General features: G+C 73.4%; 18 protein-coding genes. 10 read left to right on the forward strand and 8 right to left on the reverse strand.

Features of this window, described 5'->3' with window-relative positions:
• The first annotated feature begins 36 nt into the window (after positions 1-36).
• The 4 genes from IF73_RS0114265 (at position 37) to IF73_RS0114280 (ending at position 4,950) form a co-directional block, all read left to right on the forward strand.
• Positions 37-945 (forward strand): helix-turn-helix domain-containing protein, encoded by a 909-nt coding sequence (locus tag IF73_RS0114265; protein ID WP_234338233.1) that lies wholly within the window; start codon positions 37-39, stop codon positions 943-945.
• Positions 946-989: 44 nt separating this feature from the next.
• On the forward strand, positions 990-1,703 hold the full coding sequence (locus IF73_RS0114270) for an alpha/beta fold hydrolase (RefSeq protein WP_031007471.1): 714 nt from the start codon (positions 990-992) through the stop codon (positions 1,701-1,703).
• 308 nt (positions 1,704-2,011) lie between these two features.
• A complete protein-coding gene (locus IF73_RS0114275) occupies positions 2,012-2,503 on the forward strand; it encodes a MarR family winged helix-turn-helix transcriptional regulator (protein ID WP_031007473.1) in 492 nt (163 codons plus the stop codon).
• A 374-nt stretch (positions 2,504-2,877) separates the two neighbouring features.
• Positions 2,878-4,950: an MMPL family transporter gene (locus IF73_RS0114280; protein WP_031007475.1), complete on the forward strand. Its 2,073-nt coding sequence runs from the start codon at positions 2,878-2,880 to the stop codon at positions 4,948-4,950.
• A gap of 24 nt (positions 4,951-4,974) precedes the next feature.
• Here IF73_RS0114280 and IF73_RS0114285 read toward each other — a convergent pair whose 3' ends face one another.
• Positions 4,975-6,870 carry an FHA domain-containing protein gene (locus IF73_RS0114285; protein ID WP_031007478.1) on the reverse strand — a complete coding sequence of 632 codons (1,896 nt, stop codon included), beginning with the start codon at positions 6,868-6,870 and terminating at the stop codon, positions 4,975-4,977.
• A gap of 278 nt (positions 6,871-7,148) precedes the next feature.
• Between IF73_RS0114285 and IF73_RS0114290 the strand changes: the two genes are divergently transcribed.
• Complete coding sequence (locus IF73_RS0114290; RefSeq protein ID WP_031007480.1) at positions 7,149-7,580, forward strand: hypothetical protein; 432 nt, start codon at positions 7,149-7,151, stop codon at positions 7,578-7,580.
• A 29-nt stretch (positions 7,581-7,609) separates the two neighbouring features.
• Here IF73_RS0114290 and IF73_RS0114295 read toward each other — a convergent pair whose 3' ends face one another.
• The gene (locus tag IF73_RS0114295) at positions 7,610-7,912 is read right to left on the reverse strand and encodes a hypothetical protein (RefSeq protein ID WP_031007482.1); all 303 of its coding nucleotides are present in this window, start codon (positions 7,910-7,912) and stop codon (positions 7,610-7,612) included.
• 130 nt (positions 7,913-8,042) lie between these two features.
• Here IF73_RS0114295 and IF73_RS0114300 point away from each other — a divergent pair, with 130 nt between their 5' ends.
• Complete coding sequence (locus IF73_RS0114300) at positions 8,043-8,375, forward strand: helix-turn-helix transcriptional regulator (RefSeq protein WP_031007484.1); 333 nt, start codon at positions 8,043-8,045, stop codon at positions 8,373-8,375.
• A 29-nt stretch (positions 8,376-8,404) separates the two neighbouring features.
• Here the strand turns inward: IF73_RS0114300 and IF73_RS0114305 are convergent, their stop codons facing one another.
• Positions 8,405-8,662 (reverse strand): lipopolysaccharide assembly protein LapA domain-containing protein, encoded by a 258-nt coding sequence (locus tag IF73_RS0114305; RefSeq protein ID WP_051716774.1) that lies wholly within the window; start codon positions 8,660-8,662, stop codon positions 8,405-8,407.
• Positions 8,663-8,831: 169 nt separating this feature from the next.
• Here IF73_RS0114305 and recQ point away from each other — a divergent pair, with 169 nt between their 5' ends.
• The gene (gene recQ / locus IF73_RS0114310) at positions 8,832-10,919 is read left to right on the forward strand and encodes a DNA helicase RecQ (protein ID WP_107049249.1); all 2,088 of its coding nucleotides are present in this window, start codon (positions 8,832-8,834) and stop codon (positions 10,917-10,919) included.
• Positions 10,920-10,964: 45 nt separating this feature from the next.
• Here the strand turns inward: recQ and IF73_RS0114315 are convergent, their stop codons facing one another.
• The 4 genes from IF73_RS0114315 to IF73_RS0114330 are packed head-to-tail and all read right to left on the reverse strand — an operon-like array spanning position 10,965 to position 16,453.
• A complete protein-coding gene (locus IF73_RS0114315) occupies positions 10,965-12,266 on the reverse strand; it encodes an MFS transporter (RefSeq protein WP_078868057.1) in 1,302 nt (433 codons plus the stop codon).
• Complete coding sequence (locus IF73_RS0114320; protein ID WP_031007493.1) at positions 12,253-14,010, reverse strand: condensation domain-containing protein; 1,758 nt, start codon at positions 14,008-14,010, stop codon at positions 12,253-12,255. Before IF73_RS0114320 ends, IF73_RS0114315 begins: the two co-directional genes overlap by 14 nt.
• The gene (locus IF73_RS0114325) at positions 14,007-15,344 is read right to left on the reverse strand and encodes a DUF6271 family protein (protein WP_031007495.1); all 1,338 of its coding nucleotides are present in this window, start codon (positions 15,342-15,344) and stop codon (positions 14,007-14,009) included. Before IF73_RS0114325 ends, IF73_RS0114320 begins: the two co-directional genes overlap by 4 nt.
• Complete coding sequence (locus IF73_RS0114330; RefSeq protein ID WP_051716776.1) at positions 15,326-16,453, reverse strand: phytanoyl-CoA dioxygenase family protein; 1,128 nt, start codon at positions 16,451-16,453, stop codon at positions 15,326-15,328. Before IF73_RS0114330 ends, IF73_RS0114325 begins: the two co-directional genes overlap by 19 nt.
• A 446-nt stretch (positions 16,454-16,899) precedes the next feature.
• Between IF73_RS0114330 and IF73_RS0114335 the strand changes: the two genes are divergently transcribed.
• From IF73_RS0114335 to IF73_RS0114345, 3 genes are read left to right on the forward strand one after another with little or no spacing between them, the layout of a single operon-like run.
• Positions 16,900-17,766, forward strand: a complete 867-nt coding sequence (locus IF73_RS0114335; protein WP_031007499.1) for a hypothetical protein — start codon at positions 16,900-16,902, stop codon at positions 17,764-17,766.
• 29 nt (positions 17,767-17,795) lie between these two features.
• Positions 17,796-18,026 (forward strand): acetylxylan esterase, encoded by a 231-nt coding sequence (locus tag IF73_RS0114340; RefSeq protein ID WP_031007501.1) that lies wholly within the window; start codon positions 17,796-17,798, stop codon positions 18,024-18,026.
• The gene (locus IF73_RS0114345; protein WP_051716777.1) at positions 18,023-18,664 is read left to right on the forward strand and encodes a 4'-phosphopantetheinyl transferase family protein; all 642 of its coding nucleotides are present in this window, start codon (positions 18,023-18,025) and stop codon (positions 18,662-18,664) included. The genes IF73_RS0114340 and IF73_RS0114345 overlap by 4 nt, the downstream gene beginning before the upstream one ends.
• On the opposite strand, the gene IF73_RS0114350 is transcribed toward IF73_RS0114345, so the two are convergent.
• A complete protein-coding gene (locus IF73_RS0114350; protein ID WP_031007505.1) occupies positions 18,665-21,055 on the reverse strand; it encodes an ATP-binding cassette domain-containing protein in 2,391 nt (796 codons plus the stop codon).
• Between the last annotated feature and the right edge of the window lie 135 nt (positions 21,056-21,190).

The raw sequence follows: 21,190 nt of genomic DNA on the forward strand, positions 1-21,190 counted from the left end.
CCCTCCACCCGCACGAACCCACGGCTAAGGATCCCCATGGCTCCCACACTGATGTCCCGTGCGCCCGAACGGGTGCCCCGGCAGGCGCCCGCTCCGGCCTCGCCCCCCGCCCGCCCGGAGTGGCTGGTCCAGATGGTCTCCGAGATGCCGGAGACCAACGACCGCAACCACGTCTACCTCGGTGTCCACGTCCGCGGGCCCGTCACCGTCGTCGGCGAACGGTCCGAGACCCTGCTGGAGCCGAACGACCTGGTCCTCTGCGACCCGGCCCGCCGGCACCTGCTGCGGTTCGGCGAGGACTGCCGGATGATCTTCTTCCGGGTGCCCCGCTGCCATCTGGGCGTCACGGAGCGGGAACTGGACCAGGTGCTCGGGGTACCCGTACCCGGCGGGGAGGGGCTCGGGGCACTGGTCTCGGAGTTCCTGACCTCGCTCGCCGCCACGGCGGAGGTCCGCCGGTCCACGATCGGCGACCGGCGCGCCCGGACGGCCGTACACCTCCTCTCCGTCCTGGTCGTGGAGCTCCTCGGGGCGCACACCGCGGACGGGACCGACGAGGCGTCCGGGACCGGCAGCGAGCTGCTGTCCCGCATTCACGCCCACATCGAGGAACACCTGAGGGACCCGGACCTGTCACCGGAGTCGATCGCCCGCGCCCACCACATCTCCGTCCGGTACCTGCAGAAGCTCTTCCAGAACGACGGCACCACGGTGAGCCGGTGGGTGCGGCGGCGCAGGCTCGAGTCCTGCCGGTTCGAACTCGGCCGCTCCGACCGGCGCGTCACCATGGCCGCGATGGCGCACCGCTGGGGCTTCAGCAGCCCCTCGCACTTCAGCCGCACCTTCCGCGGTGCCTACGGCATGAGCCCCAGCGCATGGCAGGCGCTGGCGACCTCGGCCCGCGTGCCGACGACCGCCGGCGCCCAGGACGAGCGAAACCGCTGACACGCGTGTGCGCCGTCATGCCCGACACCGAGAAGAGAACTCGCATGTCCCCTCCCACCGTCGTCCTCGTGCACGGTGCCTTCGCCGACGCGACCGGCTGGATAGGCGTCGTCGCGGAACTGCGGAGCAGCGGCATCCCGGTGATCGCCCCGCCGAACCCGCTCCGGGGCCTGCTGTCGGACGCCGCCCACCTCGCCTCCGTCCTGACGCAGGTCGAGGGTCCGGCCGTACTCGTCGGCCACGCGTACGGAGGTGCGCTGATCACCGTCGCGGGCGCCGCGGAGAACGTCGTGGGCCTCGTCTACGTGGCCGCCTACATACCCCATGAGGGCGAGAGCCTCGGCCGGCTCCAGGGGGGCTTCCCCGATCCCCCGGTGGCGGGCAGCCTGAAGGAGTGGACCTACCCGCTCCACGACGGCGCCCAGGCGGTCGAGGTCACCATCGAGGAGGCGGCGTTCCCCTCCGTCTTCGCGGCGGACGTGGCCGAGGAAGTCGCCGGCGCCCTGGCGGCGACCCAGCGCCCGCTCGCCGCGGCGGCGTTCACCGAGACCGTGGCCGTGGCGGCGTGGCGTACGAAACCGTCCTGGGCTCTGGTGGCCGGGGCGGACCGCACGATCGGCCCCGAGGTCCAGCGCTTCGGCGCCGCACGCGCCGGAGCCGTCGTCGTCGAACTCCCGGGCGCCTCACACGCCGTCGCCCTGTCCGAGCCCACGAGGGTCGCCGACCTGATCAGGGCCGCGGTCCGGGCGACGAGCTGACCGACCGGTCGGCGGTTCTCGCTGACAGGCCCTGGTCGTGGGCCGGCCGCGGGCAGGCGTGCCGGGACATGAAGCCCGGGTGGGGAGGTCCAGGACCGGTCGAGGGGACGAAGGGACGAAGCCGTTCACACACGGTCTCCTGCCGAGAGGGGCTGAAGCGAAAAGGGGGCGCGGCGCACGGCTGCCCGCTCCGGCGGCGGGACGCCGTGTGGCGACCGCGGGGACGATCCCAGGCAGAACGTGACGTGGGGAGGAGCGAAGGGTGGGGTGATGCGCCGCCCGGCCGGGCCGCGGCATAGGCTTGTCCGGTGAACGAAGGGAACGTCGAGCCGGGTGCGGCCAGGGCCGTGGACAGCGGTGCCCGGCAGAGGTTCGGCGTGGCCCTGCGGCGGATGCTCGGCGAGATGAACCGTCTGGTCCACGGCTTCGCCCAGGAGCAGAGACTCCACCCGACCGACGTCCACGCCCTCTCGTTCGTGATGGACAGTCCCGGCGCGACCACCCCCGGGCTGCTCAGGGAGCACCTCGGTCTGACCTCCGGTGCCGTGACCGCGTGCCTCGACAGGCTGGAGAAGGCGGGCCACATCCGGCGCAGCAGGGCGGACGACGACCGCAGGGTGGTCCACATCCACTACGCGGAGGGCGCGCGGCCGGTGGCCCGGGCCTATTTCATGCCGCTCGCGCAGGCGGCCGACCGTGCGAGCGGCCGGTTCAGCGACGACGAACTCGCGGTCGTCCTGCGGTACCTGGACGCGTTGAACGACGAACTCGGCGAGCTGCGGGTTCCGCCGCGCGGCTGACCCGCGCCGCTGACCCGCGCTCGGAGACCGCGCCGCTGACCCGCGCCCGGAGACCGCGCCGCTGAGCCGCGCCCGGAGACCGCGCCGCTGTGTGCGGGCTCCCTCCGCCGTCCCTCCTCGCCGACCCGTGGTGACCGTGCCCACGGGGAGTCGCCCGCGTCGGGACCCCTTTTCCCGAGGCCCGTCAGACGTTCCCGGCGGCGTCCGGTCCTTCCCGTCCCCGTCCGCATCCGTTCGGCGCCGACGGGGCGAAGACAGGACGTCACCGCGGTCGACCGTCCCGCCCGGCCCGACTGTTCTCCGTGACTCCCGACGTGATTCACTATCTCTTGATTATTGAGATTATTAATCATCGAGAGAAGCTTGGGGTCTTCATGTCCGCACCCGCACGGTGGGCGAGCAGGCTGCTGCCGCTCCTGGTCCTTGTCGTCTGGCTGGCCGTCGGAGGCGGGCTAGGACCCTACGCGGGCAAGCTCGGCGAGGTGTCGACCAACGACCAGGCCGCCTTCCTGCCCCGCAGCGCGGAGTCGACGCGGGTGTTGCAGGCGCAGGAGGCGTTCCGCCAGGAGGAGAGCCTTCCCGCCCTGGTCGTCTGGACCGCCGAGGACGGCGGGGCCCTCGACCCGTCGGCGCGGGAAGCCGCCACGGCGGCGCTCGCGTCGCTCAAGGACGTCGACGGCGTCGTCGGCACGCCGTCCCCGGCGATTCCCTCATCGGACGGCGAAGCCCTGCGGGGAATCGTTCAGCTCCGCCCGGACCTCGCCGACGAACTGCCCACGGTGCTCGGGAAGATCGACACCGCGGCCGCCGCCGTACCGGCCACCGAGACCTGGCTGGCCGGTCCCGCGGCCACCCAGGCGGACCTCGGTGACGCCTTCGCGGGCATCGACGGCCTGCTCCTCGTCGTCGCCCTGGTGACGGTCCTGGTCATCCTGCTCCTGGTCTACCGCAGCCTGCTGCTCCCGCTGATGATCATCCTGGGCGCGGTGTTCGCCCTCGGTCTCGCCTGTGCCGTCGTGTACGTCCTGGCGGACCACGACGTCGTGCGGGTCGACGGCCAGGTCCAGGGCATCCTGTCCATCCTCGTCATCGGCGCGGCGACGGACTACGCCCTGCTGCTCGCCGCCCGCTACCGCGAGGAGCTCGGCGCGCGCGAAGGCGACCGGATCCCGGCCATGCGCGCCGCGCTCCGGCAGTCCTTCGGCCCGATCGTGGCCAGCGCCGCCACGGTCGCGCTCGGCCTGCTCGCCCTGCTGTTCAGCGACCTCACCAACAACCGGGCCCTCGGCCCCGTCGGGGCCATCGGCATCGTCTGCGCCGTCCTCAGCGCCGTGACCTTCCTCCCCGCCGTGCTGGTGCTGCTCGGACCGGCCGCGTACTGGCCGGCCCGGCCCAAGGCGGCGGCCGGGAGCGAGGCGCACCCCGTCTGGCGCAAGGTCGCGGGGCTCGTCGACCGTGCGCCGCGCAGGGTCTGGGCGAGCTCCCTCGTCGCCCTCCTCGCCTGCGCGGCCTTCTCCTTCTCGCTCGACTCGAAGGGCGTCCCGCTCGACGAGATCTTCGTCAAGGACGCTCCCTCCGTCGCCGCCCAGGCGCGGCTCGGCGAGCACTTCCCCGGCGGCGCCGGCAACCCCGTCGTCGTCATCGCCGACGCCGGGGCCGCCGAGCGGGTGCGCACCGCCGCCGAGGGCGTCGACGGTGCCGACTCCGCCGCCGTGTACAGCGTCCCCGGCACCACGGAGCCGGTCGTCGCCGGCGGCCGCGTCCGCATCGACGTCACGCTCGCGGACGCGGCGGACTCCGACGCCGCCAAGGAGACCGTGGCCCGGCTGCGGAGCACCCTGCACGCCGTGCCCGGAGCCGACGCCCTGGTCGGCGGTTACACCGCCCAGCAGTACGACACCCGCCTCACCGCCGAGCGGGACCGGCAGCTGATCATCCCGGTCGTGCTCGCGATCATCCTGGTGATCCTCGTCGGCCTGCTGCGCTCGCTGCTGCTGCCGCTGCTCCTGGTGGCCACGGTGGCGCTCAACTTCGTGGCCACGCTCGGGGTCGCCTCCCTGGTCTTCGAGCACGTCTTCGGATTCACCGGCACCGACTCGGCGGTACCCCTGTACGGCTTCGTCTTCCTGGTCGCCCTCGGCGTCGACTACAACATCTTCCTCATGTCGCGCGTGCGGGAGGAGACGGAGCTGCACGGCACCCGTGAGGGCGTCCGCAGGGGCCTGATCGCCACCGGCGGGGTCATCACCTCGGCCGGTGTCGTACTGGCGGCCACGTTCGCCGCGCTCGGTGTCATCCCGCTGGCGTTCCTGGTGCAGATCGCGTTCATCGTCGCGTTCGGCGTCCTGCTCGACACGCTCGTCGTGCGGTCCCTGCTGGTTCCGGCGCTCGTCCGGGACATCGGACCGGCGGTGTGGTGGCCGGGGGCGCTGCGCCACCGGCCCTGACGGGGCCGGCCGCCTTCCGCGCGGTCAGGAGGCGGCCGGGGTCCTCGGCGCGGTGGACGGCGGGTCCTGGCGGTAGAAGATGTCGATGTCGACCTCCTCGCCGCCGACGATCAGGGTGTCCCACGCGCCGCTCTCCCACAGCGTGCGCAGGGTCGACGAGTCCAGCGACCGCAGGTGGTCGCGGAGGGTCGCGTCGTCGGGCATGCCGGGGAGGCGGGACGACAGGCGGTCGCGGATCGAGCGCAGCCGTTCCATCAGGGCGTCGACGTCCGCGTCCCGGTCGAGGTCCTTCCCCTCCCACTCCGCGATGCTCTGGGCGATCTTCTCCTTGATCGGGCGGCTGACGCCGTTCTCGTCCGTGGTGATCATCGTGTTCCAGGCGCGGCTCTTGTGCCGGTACTGGAGCATCGACATCGCCGCCTCGTGGCGCGCGAAGTCGGCGTCGCGGAACGGCCGGCCCGTCCAGGCCCCGTCGAGGGACCGGGCCAGCGAGATCGCCGAGCCCAGACCGCTGTTGAGCCCGCGGCCGGGCCAGAAGTGGATGGCGTTGGCGGCGTCGCCGAGGAGGAAGCCGTACGTCCCCGGGGACGTCGACGTGGCCGAGTGCAGCCGGGTGGTGAACCGGGGCCGCTGCACCATGTCGAGCCGGAAGGCGGTAACGGCGCTCAGGTCCCGCTCGGCGACGCCGAACAGCGCCAGTCCCTCCAGCACCCGCCGCCACAGCGCCGAACCCCGGACCATGGCGGGCAGGAAGAGCGTGCTGTGCGTCGAGCACTGGAAATCGCCGTGGTCGTCGCGCCCCATCACGCACGGCCGGGAGGCGATGCACTCCTCGAAGACGTGCCGCACCGGATCGATGCCGACGACTTCCGCGGCCTCGGCGTCGGTGAGCCGCATGTTCAGGAATCCCTCGCCGCGCAGGGCGTTGAGGAGAAAACGGTTCTGGGCGACGGTCAGCAGCACCGTCATGGGATCCGTGAGATTCGACTTCACGCGCAGGCCGAGGACCACGTCCTGAATGTGCTCGCCGTGCAGCGAGTAGATCGACTTGTCGGCGCTGCCGAACCTGTCGCCGAAATACTCCCGGGTACGGGACCTGCCGCCCTCGCAGATGGCGAGCACATGCGGCCTCGCCCCGGAATTCTGGTGCTCGGCCGGGTCGAATGCGGAGGGGACCAGCCGGATACGGTCCGGCTTCTCGTTCGCGAGGTCGAGGAGTGTGTCCTCGATGTAGGCGATCCGGAGGTTCCGCGGGCTGTGGCCGCGGACCGAGTCGGGGCCGACCGGCCACATCTCGGTGAACGCGTCGCCGCGGAAGAGCCGTTGCTGCACCTCCTCGGGGAGGTTCAGGTACTGGCGGCTCTGCACCGTGACGACCTGCTGCCGGCGGACGTTGCCCTCGCTCTCGCCCTTCCACACCACCCTCGGCCCGTCCTGGGTCCAGCGGCCGTCGTAGACGGTGATGGCGACGCGGCGGCCCATCAGGTGTTCCAGGAGCAGGGCGAAGCTCAGGCCGACGGGGCCGCCGCCCGAGACGGTGACCTCGAGGACCGGTCCCGCCGCCAGGGTCGCCCGGGACGAGGGGCCGAGCGGGCGCAGGACGGAGAGGTCGAGGATGGTCTCCATCGCGTCGGCCGCCTCGAACCGGAACGTCTCGGCACCGATCTCGATGAGATCTCCGGGCTGCAGTTCGTGCGAGGTCACGCGCGTCCCGTTGATACGCGTCCCATTACTGCTGCCGCTGTCGTACAGCACGAATCCATGGCCCTCGCGGCGCACTTCGGCGTGAAAGCGTGAGACGTTCTCGCCGACTATCACTATGCTGTTGTCGCCGTTGCGACCCAGGGTTACCGGTGTGGTGCCGATGGGGAACTGCTGTCCAGCCAGGGAACCTTGATGGCCGACAAGCCGAGGAGGCATGGGTCACCCCATTCCATGAGAGTCACGGATCCGATGACGAACGGCGAAGCGCGGGGCAATCTTAGGGCGGCCGCGACGTCGCTGAGAAGGCGTGCGGACCGACTGATCATCACGCGGTGGCCATTCCGTGAAGATGTCACGGGGATTGCTCGGTCGGGACTTCCGAGTCGTATGGGAAGGGTGGGACCGGAATGACACGAGAGGCTTTCACCACCGACTCGTCGACGCAATCCGCATCGGAAATCACGTCCGCGTCCCCGTCCGGGGATGATGGGGGGATGGAGTCGATCATCTCCCGTCTGCCGGCGGGGTTCTGGACCGTCCGCTACGACGGCTCGCGTTTCCCCGGCGCCGCCGCCGTGGCCGCCCGGCCGGGGCTCGCGGCGGGCGCCAACTGCCAGTTGTTCGCGTACGAGGTGCTCCGGCACTTCGGCCTGACCCCTCCGGAGCTGCGCTCGTCGGAACTGTGGGAGGACACGGAGTCCACCGTCCGCGTGCCGGCCGCCCGCCCCCTCGACCTGCTCCTGTACAACGCCACCGACGACGCCTACGGCGCCCACGTCGGGGTGGACGCGGGCGACGGCGGGATCCTCCACCTCTGCGCGGAGGTGGGGCGGCCGGTGGTCTGGCGGCCGGAGGACTTCGCGGCGCGCGAGCGGTACCGCGTGCTGCTCGGCGTCAAGCGGGTTCTCCCTCCCCGGACGGCCTGACGCCACCGGCGGCCGCGGGCGGCTCCGGCTCAGCCGACGGGGGTGGCCGTCACCCGGATGATGCCCTCGGGCTGGGTGAGCGGGCTGAGGCCGGCGGCCTGGAAGACGCTGGTCAGCGCCTGCTCCAGCGCGGTGCGGATGCCCGGTATCTCGGCGGCGGCATGGACGTCCGGGTCGGACGCGTGCGCTGCGATCGTGGGGCGGATGAGACGGTCAGGGTGCCAGGCGACGATGACGGCCACGCCGTCGCTCTGGGTGCTGATGCCACTGCCCGGACCGAAACCGGCATCGGCGAGCACGATCTGGACCTGGTGGACGAGTTCGCGGCTCATGGCATGCTCCGGTGGGTTCGGTCGTCACGAGGACGCCTCACCCCGAGTGTCCGCTTTCTGGGGAAATGCGTCAAGATTTACATGAAATGGATTGCGTGTGATCCCGTGCGAACCGGGGCAAGGGGACTATATGGCAGCAAACGGAGATGGTCCGGCGGGCTGGACCTTCCTGACCAACCACGCGCGCGTACTCCTCGCCGTCGCCCGCGATCCCGAAGCACGGCTCCGGGACGTGGCCGCCCGCTGCGGAGTGACCGAACGGACCGTCCAGGGGATCGTCGCCGACCTCGAGGAGGGGGGATACCTGGTCAGAGGCCGGGCGGCCGACGGCCGCCGCAACCGCTACCGCGTCAACCCGGAAGCCCCCTTCCGGCACCCCGCCGAGGCCGGCCACGAGATCGCAGGACTGCTCGAACTCCTCGCCCGCGAGCCCGCCGCCTCCCGCGGGTCCGCCACCTCCTAGGGAGGCTCCGGACCCCTGCCCGGGCGTCGTCAGCGCTGGGCGCGGCGGCGGGCGAGGAAGAGGCCCAGGACGATGCCGACGAGCAGCGTGACCGTGAGGACGATCCAGAGCGGGAGCGTGACCGTCGGGATCCAGAGCCGGATGGTGACGGAGCCGGTGTTGACGGCGATGAACCAGACGGCGAGCGCGGCGACCAGGAGGAATCCGATGGTCCGCAGCCGCATGTCCCGCCCCTTGACCGTCACCGTCGCCGGATCGTGCGGCTTCTTCGTGGTGTTCCGGGCCATGAGCCGGTTCCTCTCTCGGGGAGGAGGGGTTCCTCCCCAGTATCGAGGCCGGGGGTCCCGCTGTCCCGCCGGAGGGGGCCCGCCGCGCCCGTCACCGAGAGTTGTCCACAGGCTGCGGCGGGCGGCCCGGCGGGCGGGTCCGGGCGGCTAGGCTTTTCGGGTGGCCCTCATCGACGCTTCTTCCGACTCCTCGCCCGCCCCGAGCCCCGACGGAACCTCCGACGCCCTGGAGGTGCTCCACCGGGTCTTCGGCTACAGCTCCTTCCGGGGCGAGCAGCAGGAGATCATCGAGCACGTCGTGGCCGGCGGGGACGCCCTCGTGCTCATGCCGACCGGCGGCGGCAAGTCGCTGTGCTACCAGATCCCGGCACTGGTGCGGCCCGGCACGGGCGTGGTGATCTCGCCGCTGATCGCCCTCATGCAGGACCAGGTGGACGCGCTGAACGCGCTCGGAGTCCGGGCCGGCTTCCTGAACTCGACGCAGGACCCGTACGAGCGGCAGACCGTCGAGCAGGCGTTCCTCGCCGGCGAGCTCGACCTCCTCTACCTGGCCCCCGAGCGGCTGCGCACCGAGGGCGCCCAGCGGCTGCTCGACCGGGGCACGGTCTCCGTCTTCGCGATCGACGAGGCGCACTGCGTCTCCCAGTGGGGCCACGACTTCCGGCCCGACTACCTCGCGCTCTCCATGCTCCACGAGCGCTGGCCCAAGGTGCCGCGGATCGCACTGACCGCGACGGCCACCGAGGCCACCCACGGCGAGATCGCGACCCGCCTGGGCCTGGAGGAGGCCCGGCACTTCGTCGCCAGCTTCGACCGGCCCAACATCCAGTACCGGATCGTCGCCAAGAACAGCGCGACCCGGCAGCTCCTCGACCTCATCCGCACCGAGCACGCCGGGGACGCCGGAGTCGTCTACTGCCTGTCGCGCTCCTCCGTGGAGAAGACCGCCGCCTTCCTCGCCGAGCACGGCATCGACGCCATCCCGTACCACGCGGGCATGGACGCCGCCGCGCGCGCCGCCAACCAGGCGCGGTTCCTGCGCGAGGACGGCGTCGTGGTCGTCGCGACCATCGCCTTCGGCATGGGCATCGACAAGCCCGACGTCCGCTTCGTCGCCCACCTCGACCTGCCCAAGTCCGTCGAGGGCTACTACCAGGAGACCGGCCGCGCGGGCCGTGACGGCGAGCCCGCCACCGCCTGGCTCGCGTACGGCCTGCAGGACGTCGTCCAGCAGCGCAAGATGATCGACGGCTCCGAGGGCGACGAGCGGCACCGGCGCGTCCTCGCCGCCCACCTGGAGGCGATGCTCGCCCTCTGCGAGACCGTCGAGTGCCGGCGCGTCCGCCTGCTCGCCTACTTCGGCCAGGAGTCCGGGCCCTGCGGGAACTGCGACACCTGTCTGACCCCGGCCGAGTCGTGGGACGGCACGGTCGCCGCGCAGAAGCTGCTCTCCACCGTCTGGCGGCTGGCCCGCGAGCGGCGCCAGAAGTTCGGCGCCGGCCAGATCATCGACATCCTCCAGGGCAAGAAGACCGCCAAGGTCATCCAGTTCGACCACGACAGCCTCTCCGTCTTCGGCATCGGCGCGGACCTCGGCACGGCCGAGTGGCGGGGCGTCGTGCGCCAGCTCCTCGCCCTGGGGCTGCTCGCCGTGGAGGGCGACTACGGCACCCTCGTCCTCACCGAGGCCAGCGGCGAGGTCCTCGGCGGCCGGCGCCAGGTCCCGCTGCGCAAGGAGGCCGCCAAGGCCGCGGCGCCCCGCAAGGAGAGCGGCGGCCGCTCCGGCAAGGCCCGCGTCCCGGTCGACCTGCCCGCCGAGGCCGTGCCCGTCTTCGAGGCCCTGCGCGCGTGGCGCGCGGCGACCGCCCGCGAGCAGGGCGTACCCGCGTACGTCGTCTTCCACGACGCGACGCTGCGGGAGATCGCGACGACGCTCCCCACGACCGTCGCCGAGCTCGGCACGGTCGGCGGCGTCGGCGAGGCCAAGCTCGCCAAGTACGGCGAGGGCCTGCTGGAGGCCCTGGCCGAGAGCGCCGGCACCGCGGGCGTGCCCCCGGCCGCCCCCCCGGCCCGCGCGGTCGCCGAGGCGGCGGACCACCGGGCGGCCCGCTCGGTCGCCACCCCGCCGGCCCCGGCGCCGGCCCCGGCGTCGGCGGGCAAGCCGGCGCCCCGCCCCGCCGCGGCCTCGGCACCCGAGGACGAGCCGCTCTTCTTCGGCGAGGACGAGACGGAGCCGTCCTGGGACGACTGGGAGTGACCCACAGGGCCCGGCCGGACAGCCGTCCGGCCGGGCCCGCCGAGGTCACGGCGCCGTCGTCTCCGCCGTCGCGGGCCGCTGGTCCCGGAGGAGCGGCGCGTCCGGGACCGGGCGGTCACGGCGCTCCAGACGGCGGATGGCGGGGACGCAGAGCATCGCGGCGAGCAGCAGGAACGAGATCGCCGAGGAGAACTGCAGGACCCGGTCCGCGCCGAAGTCGTCCGCCACCGGGCCGGCCAGGGCGCGGCCCAGCGGGATCACCATGATCGAGCCGGCGATGTCGTACGCCGAGACCCGGCTCAGCACGGCCAGCGGCACATGGGACTGCACGCTCGTCGCCCACATCACGCCCCAGAAGGCGAAGCCGCAGCCGGCGACCATGCCCGTGGCGGCCGTGACGGCGAAGTTCCAGCCCAGGGCCGGCGCCAGCGGGTTGAGGGCGAAGAAGAACATCGCGCCCACGCCCGCGACCAGCGGCCGGCGCGGCCGGACCCGCATGCCGAGCAGACCGCCGACGATCGTGCCCAGACCGTCGGCCGAGGCGATCCAGCCGTACCCGGTGGCGCCGTGCTGCTCGGTGAGCAGCGCCGCGCCCAGCGGCAGCGACGGGCCGAAGACGAAGAGGCCGTACACCGCCCACAGCGAGATGACGCCCCACAGCCAGGACCGGGACCGGAACTCGTGCCAGCCGGTGGCGAGCCGTCGCCACATCGGATCGTCGCTCTCGTCCCGCTCCGAGGCGAGCCCCCGCAGCGGCAGCAGACCGCCGGCGCTGACGGCGTACGCCACCGCGATCACCAGGAACGACACGGCCCGGTCCCCGTACGCCACCAGGAACCCGGCCAGGCCGGGCCCGATGAGGGTGGCCATCGACTCGGAGATCCGCAGCAGCGCATTGGCCCGCTGGATGTCGTCGGCGACCCGCGGGACGATGCTCGCCAGGCCCGGCTGGAACATGGCGGTCGCCGCGCCGCTCACCGCCATCAGGGCCATGATCTGCCAGAGCCGTACGCCGCCCGCGGCGAACAGCCCGGCCATGACGAGCATCGCCGCCACCCGGACCGCGTCCGCGCCGATCATCATCACCTGCGGGGTGAACCGGTCGGCGAGGACCCCGCCGAAGAGGATGAGCAGCACGATCGGCGCCATCCAGGCGGCGAGCGCGTAGCCCACGCCGGTCGCCCCGAACCCGGAGCCGAGGACCGACGTGGTCACGGACACCATGAGCATGCCGTCGGCGAGCAGCGAGGCGCTGCGCGCGGTGAAGAAGAGCCGGAAGCGACGCGACCGCCAGGGGCTGGGCAGCGGCCCGGCCCCCTGCGCCGCGGCGGTGTCATCGGTGGTCATGTGGCATCTCCCGGCTCGACCGGCCGGTCCCTTCCCTGAGAATCCGCTGCGCCGCGGCGGGCTGCCGCGGCGGGCCCTCGACGAACACGTACCGGTGCGGCGCCAGCACCCCGGGACGCCCCGGCAGCACCCCCATCAGCGCCGCGTGCGTCTGATCAGGCGTCATATGCGAGTAGTGCGCGGCCGGTTCACCGACGCCGATGTACGCGGTCAGCCTCGCGTCCTCCACCGCGACCTCGACCGGTCGCCCGCCCAGCGCCTCGGACAGCGCCTCGGCGACGGCGGCGGGGCGGACCCAGCAGCCGTCCACCCGCGCCCACTCCGGCCCGCGCACCACCGGACGCACCCCGGTCACCTCCGTCAGCGGCCCGGCGGTGTCGAGCGGCACGTCGGCCTCGGCGACGGCCTCCAGGAGCCGGACCAGGCCCGTGACCAGTTCCTCGGCAGCCGCGCGGGGGAAGAGGGCGGGGTCGGCCCAGGTGGCGAGGCGGAGGACCGGCTCCGTCTCGTACACGAAGGTCAGCAGTCGTGTCGGCAGCGACTGCGCCTCGCCCCAGGCGAGCTCCAGCTCCGGGGCGTCCTGGTCCGGGGCGGCCGCTCCGGCGAGCGTGCTGGGCAGCGCGCTGATGTCGTTGTAGACGGCGTCGCGCGCGAACTGGCTGCCGCGCTCGGTCGTGACCCGCCCGATCAGCTCCCACAGGTCGAGTGCGTCGAAGCGGCTGTGCCGGTACGCGTTCATCGCCGCGCCCCACGCCTTGGCGAGCAGCGCGTCGAACGACGGGACGCGGACGTCGAGGTCCAGGAGGGCGTCCTGGGAGAGGGTGCCGACCGAGCGGGCCAGCTTCGGCAGGAAGCGGTTCGAGGTCGGGACGGCGGCGACGCAGACGGACTGGCCGGCCCGGTGGGCGGTGAGCAGGCACCAGGCGGTGAGCAGCACCGTGCCGGGCAGCGCTCCGGTGCGCCGGGCGGCGGCGGCCAGCGCGCGGGCGCCGCGCGCGGAGCGGAGGGTGAGGCCCGGGGTGTCGGTCTCGGTGCCGGCGGCGCCGTCCTCGGCGAACATCGCCTGCGGTCCGGTGCGCAGGATGCGCTCCCAATGGGCCAGCGAGGCCGCGGACTTGCGGCGGCCGGACGGGCTGTGCTCCTCGGCGGCGAGGTCGAGCGGGGTGAGCGCGGTCACCGGCGGCAGCGGCTCGCCGGCGAGCAGGGCGAGCCACTCGTCCCGCAGCACGCCGAGGGCGCTGCCGTCGGTGACGGCGTGGCTGGCGGCGAGGGCGACCCGGACGGGCCGGCCGGCGCGGGCCAGGATCCGCAGCCGCAGCGGGAAGTCGAGGTCGAGGCGGAAGCGGGTGGTCCGGGCCGCGCGGGCCACCGCCTCGGCGTACGCGTCGGCGTCCTCGGGGAGTTCGTCGTGGTCGAGGACGGTGACGGTGAACGACCCCTCGGGGGAGACGACTTGTTCGGTGGGGACGGTGTCGCCGCCCGCGTCGTACGGGAACGTGGTGCGCAACGCCTCGTGGCGGGCGGTGAGCGCCGCGAGGGCACCGAGCGCCCGGTCCATCCCGGTGCCGTCGGGGACCGGCCACACGTCGTGGATGTTGATGCTGTCGGGCTCGTCCCGCAGGATGCAGCGGATCATGTTGGCCTGGCCCATGGTGACGGGGCCCCGGCGGGAACCGCCGCCCGCGTAGCGGACGGTGAGGGTGCGGGAAGCGGTGACGCCGTCCGGCGCGGGGGCGGTCGTCATGGCGTCACCGACGGGAGGCGGGGGCCGGTCGGACGGTTCACGGCGGTGCCTTTCGCGTGCGCGGTGAGGGCGCCCCAGACGTCGACGAGCAGGGCGAAGTCGGCCATGTCGGCGCGGGCATCGGCGATCAGCCGGGCTCGTCGCCCGGCGAACAGCTCGGCGGCGGTGGCGTACCGGCCGCCGAGGGAGCGGTAGCAGCGCTCCAGGACGTCGAGACGGGCCTCGTTGCCCGCCGGGTCGATCCGGGTGCTGTCGCGCACCAGGGCGGCGACGGCGGCGGGCCCGACCCGCCCGGCGGGGTCGAGGAGGGTGTCGCCGGCCGCGGCGAGGCCCGCGTACACCGCGTCGAGGTGGGCGGTGGCCAGCAGGTACTTGGCGAAGCGGAGCTGGTAGGCGAGGAAGCCGTCGTCCGAACGCCGCTCGTCGGTGTGGTAGTTGACGATGTGCCGGTTGTGCAGGACGCCGGGCAGCCGGGCGGCGCGCACGAGGTGCAGCAGGAAGTAGTCGGTGCCGATCGTGTCGGTGGCCGGGGGGAGCGGCACGCGGCCGTACACCTCCCGGCCGAGGGCGACGTTGCACATGTCGACGCGGGTGGGACTGACCAGGGTCAGGGTGCTGAGGTCGGTGGTGAACGGTGTGGTGCCGGCGCCCCGGAACGCCTCGTCGATCAGGTTCCGGCGCCAGAGCTCCGGATAGCCGTCGGGCACCGACAGGCCGACGACCTCGCGGTACACCTCCGGGTCGAGGGCGCGGATCTCCGCGACGTCCACGGACAGTTCGCCGATGAAGGACGCGCCGGCCAGGACGACCGTCCGGTCCGCGCAGCCGGGGTCGAGCCGGCTGCGGCCGACCGTGCCGGCCAGGTCCGCGGCCCGTCGGCCGAGGGTGGCGAGCTCGTGGTGGATGGGGAAGACCGGGGCGCCGTCCAGGAGTTGGTAGCGGCTGTCGGAGTCGCGGCGGTGCACCGAGGCGCAGCCCAGCGCCTCTGCCAGCAGGAAGGCCCGGTTGGTGCAGGCGCCGTACGACACGGCGTCCGGGAGCAGCAGGTCGAGCAGCCGGTCCGCCGTGGCGAGCCCGGCCGCCGCCAGGACCTCGCGGAGGAAGGCGCGCTGCCGGTCCTCGTCGAGGTGGTGGACGACGACCCCGGGCGCCGGCGGCAGGGCGGCCACCGCGGCCCGGTGGGCGGCGAGGTCGGCGGGCGCCGAGGAGTCCAGGATCAGCAGGTGCACCTCGGCGCCGAACTCCCGGGCCCCGTAGGCGGCTTCCTCGGCGACCGCCGCGATCGTCCCCGGGCAGGCGCGGTGGGTGGGCAGGGTCAGGCAGACGCGGCGCACGCGGGCTCCCCGGTGGCCTCGGTCGCGGGCCCGGTCGCGTCGGCGGGGTCCTCGTGCCAGGAGGTCAGTCCCAGCAACCGGGCTCCGAGCGGGGTGAGTTCGGCGGTCGGGTAGCGCTTGGACTCGTGCAGCACGGGGTCGCCGACGAGGGTGCGGTTCCAGCGCGGGGTGCGCAGGTGGCGCCAGGACTCGACGCGGGAGCGGCGCAGCTTCGCGTGCTCCTCCAGGGCGGGCATCATCGACAGGTACTGCACCGCGCGGACCCCGTCGGCGGAGGAGTTGCGGGCGACCCCGTGGGCGAGCAGGCCGTTCCAGATCAGCAGGTCGCCGGGGTGCAGGTCGGGGCGGACGACCGGGTACTCGGCGCGGTCCAGGTCCGGGCGGATCGGGTCGCGGTCGGCGGGCTGGCCGAGCCTCCACTCCTCGAAGCGGCGGAAGAGCTCCGGGTCGCACTGGAAGCCGCCGGTCTCGGGGCTGGTGTCGTTGAGCGCGATGATGCCCTGGACGCGCTGCGGCGGCACGCCGAGCGTGGTGTCGATGTCCCAGTGCAGCTCGATGTCGAAGCCCCGGTCGGTGGGTTCGATGAGGGCCCGGTCGCGGTTGCGGACGTTGGGCGGGTTGAGGTTGAGCCGGTCGAGGGTGACCCACAGCTCCTCGCAGTCCCAGACGTCCACGAAGGCGTCGTAGACGCGCTGGGCCTGACGGCTGTCCCAGAGCAGCTGGTGGTGGTACGCCTCGACGAAGCCGTAGATGTGCAGCTGCTGGTCCAGCTCGGAGCGGAACGGCCGGTCCTCGTACCAGCTGTCGGGCCGGTCGGGGTCCAGGCCCTGGAAGTCCCAGGCGAAGTCGAGCAGTCGGCGGGCCGCGGCGGCCGGGATCGCCTCGCGCACGACGACGAAGCCGTACGTCTGCCAGTGCGCGAAGTCCTCCTCGGAGAGCACCCGCAGTGGTCGGGTCTTCCGCAGCTCGCGCAGGGTCGTCGCGGCGAGGTAGGACTCGCCGTCGGTGCTGAAGTACGGGCGCTCGGTGGCCGCCCGGTGCAGGTACGGGGTGCGCGGGCGGCGCGGGGCGGCGGGGGCGGGGGGCGTGGTCAAGGTCCCTCCAGGCATGGGGTCGGACGGCGTGCGGGCGTGGGGGAGGGGCACGGCGGGACGGGACGCGGAGCTGGCGACGGTGGGGGGCCGCGGGGGACGAGGGACAGAATTGGTGTAGACCATCGCCGGTGTCAAGTGACCCGTCGGTATGCCCGCGTGTCGGTCGCCGCTCGAATTCGGGCCGAGGGGAGGAGAGTTGGACTGACGATCTTTGGTCTAGACAACCCTCGGGCGGCTGGCCTACTGTCCCCACTGCGCGGAGCCGCGACCGACCCGACCCCTCGGTCCGGCCCGACCGCCGCGCCCCGGTCGACGGCGACCGCGAGCCAGGCCCCGTCCCACCCGGCACCCGTACCGGGGCGGCGGCCCGCGCCCGCACGACCCACGCCCCGGGCCCCGGCCGGCCCGGCGCGCCGGATCAGGCCCGAGACCGACCGCCCACGCCGAGAGGGAACGGTTCCATGAGCACAACCAGCGCCACGACCCCGCCCGTCCCCGGCCTCCGGAGCCCAGGCCCGGGCCTCATCACGCTGGACCCGGCGCACACCGCCCTGCTGCGCGGCCTCGACACGCTGCTCACCGGCCTCGCCGCCCGGCTCTCCGCCCCCGAGGTGACCGGCCCTCCGCTGCTCGCCGCGGACGACCTCGCCCGCCTCGACTACTTCCGCAACTTCCCCCATCTCGGCGTCTCCGCCGCACGGTTCACCCCCGACGCGTACGACGCCCTCGCCGCCGGCCAGGCCCCCGGCGGCCGCCCCCTCGAACCCACCGGCTACGTCCTGCCCTCCGCCACGTGCTACGGGCTGCTGCTCTCCCTGGCGGGCACCGACGTCGGCGACGACGGCCTGCGGATCTCCGCCGCCGGACGCTGCTTCCGCAACGAGACCCACTACGACGGCCTGCGCCGGCTCTGGGGCTTCCACATGCGCGAGGTGGTCTACCTCGGCACCCAGGACGGCGCCCTCGAACACCTGGAACGCGGCGGCGCGTTCATCCAGGAGACCGCCGACCGGCTCGGCCTCGCCCTCACCCGCGCCACCGCCGACGACCCCTTCTACGACAAGGGCGGCTCCCGCGCCCGGCTGATGGCCCTCGACCCCGTCAAGCACGAGTACAGCGCCCCCGACGGCACCGCCATCGCCTCCGTCAACCGCCACCGCAACTTCTTCGGCGAACGCCTCGGCATCCGCGCCGGCGACCACGGCCCCGCCTACAGCGCCTGCGTCGCCTTCGGCGTCGAGCGCTGGGTGCACGCCATGCTGCTCGCCCACGGCGGCCCCGAACAGGCCCTCGACCGGCTCCGCGCCGTCACCGCCACCCCCGCATGACCTGCCCGCAACGACAGGAGAACCACCCCATGGAACGCGTCGCCGCCTGGCTCCACGAGAAGAACCCCGGCCTCGACGGGCCGATCGACGCCGACGAGGACCTCATCGAGGCCCGGCTCATCGACTCCATGGACTTCCTGGAGTTCATCGACCTCCTGGAGGACATCTCCGGGACGTCGATCGACCTCCAGGAGGTCACCATCGACGACTTCCGCACCCTCGCCCGCGTCCAGAAGCGCTTCCTCACCCCCACCGGGTGACCCCCGCCTTCGCGGTCGTCGCGACCACCCGGGAGGTCCTCGGCCACCCCGGCCTCGGACCCCACCTCCTCGCCCCCTGGGAGCGCCGCCGCCTCGCCGCCGTCCGCGTCCCGGCCCGCCGCGACGACGTCCTGGCGGCCCGCCTCCTCGCCCGGCTCTGCGCCGCCCGGATCACCGGCCGGCCGCCGGGCGGGAGCGGGCTCCTCGCCCAGCGGTGCCCGGAGTGCCGCCGGGACGGGCACGGCCGCCCGTACCTCCCGGACCGCCCCGGGCTCGGCATCAGCCTGAGCCACGCCGACGGCCTCGTCGCCGCGGCGGCCGGCCGGGGCCCGGTCGGCGTCGACGTCGAACCGGCCGGCCGCCGCCCCGGCCCCCCGTCGGTGCTCCGCCGGGTGCTGTCCGAGGCCGACCTGCGCGAGGCGGCCGCGCACGCCGACCCGGGCCCGGCGCTCCTGCGCGCCTGGGTCCGCGCGGAGGCCCGCTTCAAGGCGGGACCGCCGGGGCCGGAGGCCGTACACCACCTCACCGAGTGGACGGACGAGGGGCGCGGGGCCGTCGCGGCCGTGGTGGCCACCGACCCGCCGTCCCTCCTCCCGCCGTCCGCGGTGCTCGGAGGGCCGGCGGCCGGCGGCCGGTGATCAGGCGCCCACGTACTGCGCCAGGTGCTCGCCCGTGAGGGTGGACCGCGCGGCGACCAGCTCGGCCGGGGTCCCCTCGAAGACGATCTGGCCGCCGTCGTGGCCCGCGCCGGGGCCGAGGTCCACGATCCAGTCGGCGTGCGCCATCACGGCCTGGTGGTGCTCGACCACGATCACCGACTTGCCCGAGTCCACCAGCCGGTCGAGCAGCCCGAGGAGCTGCTCCACGTCGGCCAGGTGCAGGCCGGTGGTCGGCTCGTCGAGCACGTAGATCCCGCCCTTGTCGCCCATGTGCGTGGCCAGCTTCAGCCGCTGCCGCTCGCCGCCGGAGAGCGTGGTGAGCGGCTGCCCCAGCGTGAGGTAGCCGAGGCCCACGTCCACGAGCCGCTCCAGGATCCGGTGCGCCGCCGGGGTGCGGGCCTCGCCCGCGCCGAAGTACTCCTCCGCCTCGGACACCGGCATCGCCAGCACCTCGCTGATGTCCCGCCCGCCCAGCTTGTACTCCAGCACCGCCGCCTGGAACCGCCGGCCCTCGCACTCCTCGCAGGTGGTGGCCACCCCGGCCATCATCGCCAGATCGGTGTACGTGACCCCGGCGCCGTTGCAGTTCGGGCAGGCGCCCTCCGAATTGGCGCTGAACAGCGCCGGCTTGACGCCGTTGGCCTTGGCGAACGCCTTGCGGATCGGGTCCAGCAGACCCGTGTACGTCGCCGGGTTGCTGCGCCGCGAGCCGCGGATCGGGCTCTGGTCGACCGAGATCACCCCGGCGCCCGCCGGGATCGAACCGTGCACCAGCGAGCTCTTGCCGGAGCCCGCGACGCCGGTGACCACGGCGAGCACGCCGAGCGGGAGGTCGACGTCCACCTTCCGCAGGTTGTTCGCGGTCGCCCCGCGGATCGGCAGCACCCCGGTCGCCGTCCGCACCTCCGCCTTCACCGACGCCCGGTCGTCCAGATGCCGCCCGGTGACCGTGCCGCTGCCGCGCAGCCCGTCCAGGGTGCCCTCGAAGCAGATCGTGCCGCCGCCGCTGCCGGCGCCCGGACCGAGGTCCACCACGTGGTCCGCGATCGCGATCGTCTCCGGCTTGTGCTCCACGACCAGGACCGTGTTGCCCTTGTCCCGCAGCCGCAGCAGGAGTTCGTTCATCCGCTGGATGTCGTGCGGGTGCAGCCCCGCGGTCGGCTCGTCGAAGACGTAGGTGACGTCGGTGAGCGACGAGCCGAGGTGCCGGATCATCTTGACCCGCTGCGCCTCACCGCCCGACAGGGTGCCGGCCGGCCGGTCGAGGGCCAGGTAGCCGAGGCCGATCTCCACGAAGGAGTCCAGCGTCTGGCGCAGCGACTCGAGCAGCGGCGCCACCGAAGGATCGTCCAGCTCGCGCACCCACGCGGCCAGGTCGCTGATCTGCATCGCGCAGGCGTCGGCGATGCTGAGGCCCTTGATCTTCGAGGAGCGGGCGCCCTCGTTGAGCCGGGTGCCGTCGCACTCCGGACAGACCTGCGTGGTGGTGGCCCGCTCCACGAAGGCCCGGATGTGCGGCTGGAGCGACTCGACGTCCTTGGCCAGGAACGACTTCTGCAGCTTGGGGATCAGGCCCTCGTACGTGACGTTGACACCCTCGACCTTGACCCGGGTCGCCTCCTTGTACAGCAGCGTGTCCAGCTCCCGCTTGGTGTACTTCCGGATCGGCTTCGCCGGGTCCAGCAGACCGGAGAGGCGGTACGTCCGCCCGTACCAGCTGTCCGCCGTGTAGCCGGGGATGGTCAGCGCGCCCTCGTCGAGCGACTTGGTGTCGTCGTACAGCTCGGCCAGGTCGATGTCCGACACCCGGCCCCGGCCCTCGCAGCGGGGGCACATGCCGCCGGTGATCTGGAAGCTGGCCTTCTGCTTCACCGTCCGGCCGGCGCGCTCGACGGTGACGGCGCCCGCGCCGCTCACCGAGGGCACGTTGAAGGAGAAGGCCCGCGACGAGCCGATGTGCGGGGTGCCGAGCCGGCTGAAGAGGATCCGCAGCATCGCGTTGGCGTCCGTGGCGGTGCCGACGGTGGAGCGCGGGTCGGCGCCCATCCGCTGCTGGTCGACGATGATCGCGGTGGTCAGCCCGTCGAGCACGTCGACGTCGGGCCGGGCGAGCGTCGGCATGAACCCCTGCACGAAGGCGCTGTACGTCTCGTTGATCAGCCGCTGCGACTCGGCGGCGATCGTGTCGAAGACCAGCGAGCTCTTGCCGGAGCCGGAGACGCCGGTGAAGACCGTCAGCCGGCGCTTGGGGATCTCGACGCTGACGTCCTTGAGGTTGTTCTCGCGCGCGCCGATCACGCGGATCAGTTCGTGACTGTCGGCGAGGTGCGGGGCGGAGGGCGCCGCGCCGTTCCGCTGGGCCGTGCTCAAAGGTGTCTCCCTCGTCAGGGTGGGCCGGTGCCCGATCCACCTTAGGCGGCGGGTCCGACAGCGGCAGGGGGACGGGAAGGCCCGGCGCCGCGCGCCCGCTTGATAGGCAAGTGGTGACTTGCCTATCGTGGCGGC

It is taken from the genome of Streptomyces sp. NRRL F-5727 (genome assembly GCF_000719555.1).
Classification (GTDB): Bacteria; Actinomycetota; Actinomycetes; order Streptomycetales; family Streptomycetaceae; genus Streptomyces.